The sequence below is a fragment of the Aurantimonas sp. A2-1-M11 genome (assembly GCF_036549475.1).
Classification (GTDB): Bacteria; Pseudomonadota; Alphaproteobacteria; order Rhizobiales; family Rhizobiaceae; genus Aurantimonas.
This window is the reverse complement of sequence record NZ_JAZHLI010000020.1, coordinates 72337-79155: the sequence shown is the minus strand read 5'-3', so window position 1 is coordinate 79155 and position 6819 is coordinate 72337. Positions and strand designations below refer to the sequence as shown.

Here is a 6819-nt window from a genome sequence, read left to right as displayed (position 1 = left end):
GCAGAGACCCCGGGAAGGACTCACAGCGCCTCAGGCGAATGACCGCAGCATGGGACGACGAGTTCCTTGCAAGCCTCGTCAGACCCTGAGCTCATTCACCCGATTCCCCTGCCGTCCACCCCTTCCAGCGTGGCGCACGTTGACACAGGCTTGAGACAATCGTGACCGGCCGGCGGGGTTCTGGCTGCAACCCCCATGGCACTGTCCGGTTGCACCAAAGACCGTTCAAGCTGGAGAATCCCATGCCGCAATCGTTCGACCGCAGGACCATGCTGACCGGCGCCGCCGCCGCAGGCTTCGCCGCGACACTGGGTCTTCGCCAGGCCGATGCGCAGCCGGCGGCCGGTGCCACCCGGGACGGGCCACTGACGAAGACCGTTCCGTCCAGCGGCCAGGCCATCCCTGTCGTCGGGCTCGGCACCTGGATCACCTTCAATGTCGGCGACAATGCCGAGGCGCTGGCCCAATGCACGGCGGTCATGCAGGCGTTCTTCGAAGCCGGCGGCGGCATGATCGATTCCTCGCCCATGTACGGCTCGGCTCAGGCGACGATCGGCCATGGCCTGCGCCAGTTGGGGGTTCCGGGCAGCCTGTTCCCCGCCGACAAGGTCTGGACCGGCTCGCCCTCCGACGGCCCGGCGCAGATCGGCGAAACCGAGGCCCTGTGGGGCGTCGACCGTCTCGGCCTGTTGCAGGTGCACAATCTCGTCGGCTGGGAAGGTCACCTCGACACCCTGGCCGCGATGAAGGCCGAAGGGCGGATCGGCCATATCGGCATAACCACGTCCCATGGCCGCCGCCACGACGACGTCGCGGCGATCATGGAGAACCGGCCGATCGACTTCGTCCAGCTGACCTACAATCTGGCCGACCGCGCGGCGGAGGAGCGCCTGCTGCCGCTCGCCGCCGAACGCGGCATCGCGGTGATCGCCAACCGCCCGTTTCGCCGGGGCGCGCTCATCGACGCCGTGGCCGGCAAGCCGCTGCCGGCGGTCGCCGGAGAGATCGGCGCGGCGACCTGGCCGCAGTTCCTGCTGAAATACATCGTCTCGCACCCGGCGCTGAACGTCGCGATACCCGCGACGCGCAACGTCGACCATGTCCGCGAGAACATGGCGGCCGCAACCGGACCGGTTCCCGACGCGGCGCAGCGCCGGCAGATGGCGCTCGCCTTCGACAGCCTCTAGAACACCGCCATGCTGGCCGATCTCTCCACCTACAGCCTGCAGGATTTCCTGCTCTTCGACGCGGCGATCTACCGGGATCTGTTCGCCCAGATCGACGGGCGCTACTGGCCGATCCCGGTCGTCGGCGTCGCCGCGGCCCTCGTCCTGCTCGCGCTGGCCGCCCGGCGGCACCGCGTCGCGGCGCCGGGCAGCCTGGTGCTTCTCGCGGCAGCCTTCGCCACGTCGGCTTGGCTATTCTTCCTGGACGTCTATGCGACGATCAACTGGGCGGCCGTCTATCCGGGCTGGGCCTTCCTGGCAGAGGCCGCGCTGCTCCTCATGGCCGCTTTCATCCTCGGCAATCGGCCGGTGCCGAGGCGCCCGCATCTGTCCAGATGGTTCGGACCGGGCGCCGTCCTCGTCCTTTACGGCCTATTCGGCCATCCCTTGGCGGGTTTCCTTTTCGGCCATGAACCGGGCGGGCTCGAATGGTTCACGCTGGCGCCGGATCCCACGGCGATCGTGGCCATCGGCCTGCTCGCAATCGTCATCCGGCGCCGGTGGTTGTCGGTTGTGCTCGCCGCCCTGCCGCTTGGCTGGCTTCTGGCCAGTGCCGCGACGCTCTGGCTGCTCGTAGCGTCCGGCGAAGCCCTGCTGCTCGCCGCACTGGCCATGTTCGGCCTCGTTGTGCTGCTGCTTCCGAACCGACGGCCGGCCGGTACAGCCTCCGATTCGCCCCTCCCCGCGATCGTGCCGCGGGACGAGATTGCCCCCTCCCAGAATGTCGCCGCCACGCTCGTGCCCACGAGCCCGCTCGGAACCGGTACCCGCCGGGACTGAGCAGCCTTCCGGGCATGGCAGCGCCGCCCGCGCGACGGCAACCGCGACGCCGCAAGACCCGGGCCGGACGACCGGCGTGATTTCGCGGCATCGCCGAAAGGCGAATGCCCCTTTTCCTCGCCGGTCGATAGGCTACCCTTGCGCCGCGCCGGTGCGACGGGAGCCAAGCGGCGCGAAGGAACGGGCATGCGACGCATCGGGAGTGCGCCGACATCGGCCGCAACGGGAGGAGCGAAGATGGCAAGCCGCTATCACGAGGTCTACGACGCCTGGCGCAGCGACCCGGAAACATTCTGGCTCGACGCCGCCGACAAACTGGTCTGGACGAAGACGCCGACCCGCGCCCTCGATCCCGATGACGGCGTCTATGGCCGCTGGTTCCCGGACGGCGAGTGCAACACCTGCTTCAACGCCATCGACCGCCATGTCGAGGCGGGGCGCGGCGGACAGATCGCCATCATCCACGATTCCCCCGTCACCGGGAGCCAGCGCCGGCTGACCTATGGCGAACTCCATGCCGAGGTGAAGGCGCTGGCCGCCAACCTCGCCGATCTCGGCGTCGGCAAGGGCGACCGGGTCATCATCTACATGCCGATGGTGCCCGAAACGATGATCGGCATGCTGGCCTGCGCCCGCATCGGGGCGATCCATTCGGTCGTCTTCGGCGGCTTTGCCGCCCGCGAACTCGCAGCCCGCATCGACGATGCGACGCCGAAGCTCATCCTGTCGGCCTCCTGCGGCATCGAGCCGACGCGCCAGGTCGCGTACAAGCCGCTGCTCGACAAGGCGATCGCTTTGGCCGCCCACAAGCCGCAAGCCACCATCGTCCTGCGCCGGCCCGAACGCGACTGCGACCTGATCGCCGGCCGCGACCACGACTGGGCTGAGCTGCGCGGCAAGGCGATGGCTGAGATCGACGCCGGCCGCGACGTGCCCTGCGTCGCCATGAAGGCCACCGACCCGCTCTACATCCTCTATACCTCCGGCACGACCGGCAAGCCCAAGGGCGTCGTGCGCGACACCGGCGGCCACATGGTGGTGCTGCACTGGTCGATGCAGGCGATCTTCGGCACCGATCAGGGCGAGGTGTTCTTCTGCGCCTCCGACGTCGGCTGGGTCGTCGGCCATTCCTACATCGTCTACGCGCCGCTCCTGCGCGGCTGCACGACCGTCCTGTTCGAGGGCAAGCCGGTCGGCACGCCCGACGCCGGCACCTTCTGGCGCGTGGCGGCCGAGCATGGGGTCAAGGTGCTGTTCACCGCGCCGACGGCGATCCGCGGCATCCGCAAGGAGGATCCCGACGGCAAGCTGCCGGGCGACTACGACCTGTCGCGCTTCGAGGCGCTGTTCCTGGCCGGCGAGCGCGCCGATCCGGAGACGTTGATCTGGGCGGAAAAGGCGCTGCAGCGGCCGGTGATCGACCATTGGTGGCAGACCGAATCCGGCTGGCCGATCGCCGCCAACCCGCTGGGTCTCGGCCTCCTGCCGATCAAGCGCGGCAGCCCCGGCGTCGCCATGCCCGGCTTCGACGTGCAGGTGCTCGACGCCGACGGGAGCAAGGCCGCGCCCAATGTCATGGGCGCCATCGCCATCAAGCTGCCGCTGCCGCCGGGCGCGCTCCCGACGCTCTGGAACGCCGACGAGCGCTTCCGGGAAGCCTATCTGACCGCCTTTCCCGGCTATTACTCCACGGCGGACGCCGGCTTCATCGACGAGGAAGGCTATGTCTACGTCATGGGCCGCACGGACGACGTCATCAACGTCGCCGGCCATCGCCTGTCGACGGGCGAAATGGAGGAAGCCGTCGCCGGTCACCCGGCCGTCGCCGAATGCGCGGTCATCGGCATGCGGGACGAACTGAAGGGTGAACTCCCCTGCGGCTTCGTCGTCCTGAAGAACACCAGCCAGATCGACCGCCGCCAGATCGAGGCCGAGCTCATCGCCCTGGTGCGCGAACGGATCGGCCCGGTCGCCGCCTTCAAGCGGGTGCTGGTCGTCGACAAGTTGCCCAAGACCCGCTCCGGCAAGGTCCTGCGCCGCACGATGAAGTCCATCGTCGACCGGGACGATTTCGACACGCCGGCCACCATCGAGGACGCGGCCGCCCTGGACGACATCCGCCGCGCCGTCGCCGGCGACTGAAATCGCCAGCCACCGGTTCGTCAGTCGGTGCGCAGGCGTCCCTCGACGGTGATGGCACCGTCGGCGCCGAGCGCGATCACGACGATCTCCCCGGAGGCCGGATAGATGTCGGTCAGCGCGGTGATGTTGACCTGATGGCTGACGAGCGCTGCCTTCCTGCCGGCGGCATCGAGCCTGGCCAGCCGCGCCTTCAGTGCGTTCGTCTGTGCCGCGCCGTCGCCGCGATTGGCGAAGAAGGAGTTCAGCTCCGGCGCGGCCTCCACCGGGCCGAGGCCCAGCAACTGGGCCGTCTCGCTGGAGCGGCACCACTGGCTCGACAGCACGGTGTCGATGGCAACACCGGCCTGGCGCAGGCGCTCGCCGATCCGGCGGGACTGGGCGCGGCCCGCCTCGGACAGGTTGCGCTGGGTGGAACAGTCGCCGAGGGTGAAGCCGGCCGGATCGCCGGTGCCCGGTGCGGTGGCGTGCCGCATCAGGAGGTGGGTGCCGGCCGCGCGCGCTGCCGCAAGCGGTTCCTGCACCGACCCGCCCGTGACGGCGGCCAGCAGAAGCGGCAGGGACAGGAGGCAGGCGATCAGGGCGTTGGGCATGGCGGGCGGCGCTCCGGACTGTTGTCGGTCGCAAAAAATGTCGTGCGTCGGCTGCGATCCGACAGTGCCGGACGGCCCACGATTGCGTGAGACGAGCGGCATCGCGCTTGCGCGACCGTCGCACGACGCCGGCCATTCTATAGCCGCGGCAGTTTCTCTTGCCGCCATTTCCGGCTAGAAGCCGCCCGCGACGCATCAGCACGGGGTCCAAAGGCCGGCCATGAACCATTCCGATCCGCTGCCGGACAACGGCGAGACCCAGGCCCGACTCCTCGCCGAGGCCCTGCCCTTCATGCAGGCCTACGAGAACAAGACCGTCGTGGTGAAATATGGCGGCCACGCCATGGGCAATGCAGAACTCGGCCAGGCCTTCGCCCGCGACATCGCGCTGCTGAAGCAGTCCGGCGTCAACCCAATCGTCGTGCATGGCGGCGGCCCGCAGATCGGCCGCATGCTGTCCCAGATGGGCATCGAATCGCGCTTCGAGGGCGGCCTCAGGGTCACCGACGAGGAGACGGTGAAGATCGTCGAGATGGTCCTCGCCGGCTCGATCAACAAGGAAATCGTCGCGCTGATCAATGCCGAGGGCGAATGGGCCATCGGCCTCTGCGGCAAGGACGGCAACATGGTCTTCGCCGAAAAGGCCCGCAAGACCGTCGTCGATCCCGATTCCAACATCGAGCGGGTGCTGGATCTCGGCTATGTCGGTGAGCCGGTCGAGGTCGACCGCACCCTGCTCGACCTCCTCGCTCGGTCCGAGATGATCCCGGTCATCGCCCCGGTCGCGCCGGGCCGCGACGGGGCCACCTACAACATCAACGCCGACACCTTCGCCGGCGCCATCGCCGGCGCGCTCGAGGCCTCGCGCCTCCTGTTCCTGACCGACGTACCGGGCGTCCTCGACAAGTCCGGCAATCTCATCAAGGAACTGTCGGTCGCCGAGGCCCGCAGCCTGATCCGCGACGGCACGATCCATGGCGGCATGATCCCCAAGGTGGAGACCTGCATCGAGGCCATCGAACGCGGCGTGGAAGGCGTCGTCATCCTCAACGGCAAGAAGCGCCACGCCGTCCTGCTCGAGCTCCTCACCGAGCACGGCGCCGGCACGCTGATCGTCAAGTAGCAGGCGCTTCGCGGCCCTGCCCGCTTCGACCCGGTCGGGGTCCGTCTACGTCGCCGCGCTCAGCAGGGTCACGATGCCCGCGACGATCAGCAGGCAGCCGGCGAGTTCCAGCCGGGCGATCTTCTCGTGGAACCAGAACACCGAAGAGGCGAAGGTGAAGATCAGCTCGATCTGGCCGAGCGCGCGCACATAGGCGACCTTTTCCAGCGTCATCGCGGTAAACCAGCAGGCCGAGGCGGACACGCCGACGAGGCCGACCAGCAGCGCCGGGCGCCAGGCTTTGGCGACGGCGGCAAGTTCGGCGCGGTCCCGCAGCATCATCCAGGCGAGCATGACCGCCGTCTGGATGCCGGTGGCCCAGACCAGGGTCGTCGCGGCGCGGACCAGGACTCCGCCTTCCTCCAGGGACAGCGACGCACCGCGAAAGCAGACGGCGGAGACGCCGAAGAAGGCGCCCGACGCGATGCCGATCCCGGCCTCGCGCGACAGGAGTGCCCGGCGCAGGCTCGTCCCGTCCTTGCGCCCGGAGATCGAGATCAGCCCGACGCCGAAGGCGCCCGCCAGGATCGCGGCGAAGGCGAGCCAGGAGATCGTCTCGCCCAGGAGGATGAGCCCGAAGATTGCCGCCTGCACCGGCTCGGTCTTCGAATAGGCCGTGCCCACCATGAAGTTGCGGAAGCCGAAGAGATAGACCAGCAGGAAGGTCGCGGCGATCTGCGCGATCCCGCCCGCCGTCACCGCGACCAGGAAGGTCGCGTTCGCGTCCGGCAAGGCGAGCCCGCCCACTTCGCGCAGCGCGAGAATGTAGAGAACCGCGAAGGGAAAGCCGAAGCCGAAGCGCGCGAAGGTCGCGCCGGTCGAGCCCATCCGCCCCTTCAGCTGTCGCTGCAGCGACGAGCGGAGGTTTTGCAGGAAGGCGGCAGTGATGGTAATCGGAATCCAGAGCGGCACGGGCGAT

The 6819-nt window shown here is 68.8% G+C and carries 6 protein-coding genes; 4 read left to right on the top strand and 2 right to left on the bottom strand.

From position 1 onward, the window contains the following. Positions 1 to 242: 242 nt before the first annotated feature. The 3 genes from VQ042_RS11340 (at position 243) to VQ042_RS11330 (ending at position 4148) form a co-directional block, all read left to right on the top strand. The gene (locus VQ042_RS11340; RefSeq protein WP_331819235.1) at positions 243 to 1187 is read left to right on the top strand and encodes an aldo/keto reductase; all 945 of its coding nucleotides are present in this window, start codon (positions 243 to 245) and stop codon (positions 1185 to 1187) included. A gap of 9 nt (positions 1188 to 1196) precedes the next feature. Then, positions 1197 to 2006 (top strand): DUF6064 family protein, encoded by an 810-nt coding sequence (locus VQ042_RS11335; RefSeq protein WP_331819233.1) that lies wholly within the window; start codon positions 1197 to 1199, stop codon positions 2004 to 2006. 237 nt (positions 2007 to 2243) lie between these two features. After that, a complete protein-coding gene (locus VQ042_RS11330; protein WP_331819231.1) occupies positions 2244 to 4148 on the top strand; it encodes a propionyl-CoA synthetase in 1905 nt (634 codons plus the stop codon). A gap of 20 nt (positions 4149 to 4168) precedes the next feature. Here VQ042_RS11330 and VQ042_RS11325 read toward each other — a convergent pair whose 3' ends face one another. Beyond that, positions 4169 to 4738 carry a histidine phosphatase family protein gene (locus tag VQ042_RS11325; protein WP_331819229.1) on the bottom strand — a complete coding sequence of 190 codons (570 nt, stop codon included), beginning with the start codon at positions 4736 to 4738 and terminating at the stop codon, positions 4169 to 4171. 220 nt (positions 4739 to 4958) lie between these two features. Between VQ042_RS11325 and argB the strand changes: the two genes are divergently transcribed. Next, entirely contained in the window at positions 4959 to 5861 is a 903-nt protein-coding gene (gene argB, locus VQ042_RS11320; RefSeq protein WP_331819227.1) for an acetylglutamate kinase, read from the top strand. 45 nt (positions 5862 to 5906) lie between these two features. Here argB and VQ042_RS11315 read toward each other — a convergent pair whose 3' ends face one another. Next, on the bottom strand, positions 5907 to 6812 hold the full coding sequence (locus VQ042_RS11315; protein WP_331819225.1) for a DMT family transporter: 906 nt from the start codon (positions 6810 to 6812) through the stop codon (positions 5907 to 5909). Between the last annotated feature and the right edge of the window lie 7 nt (positions 6813 to 6819).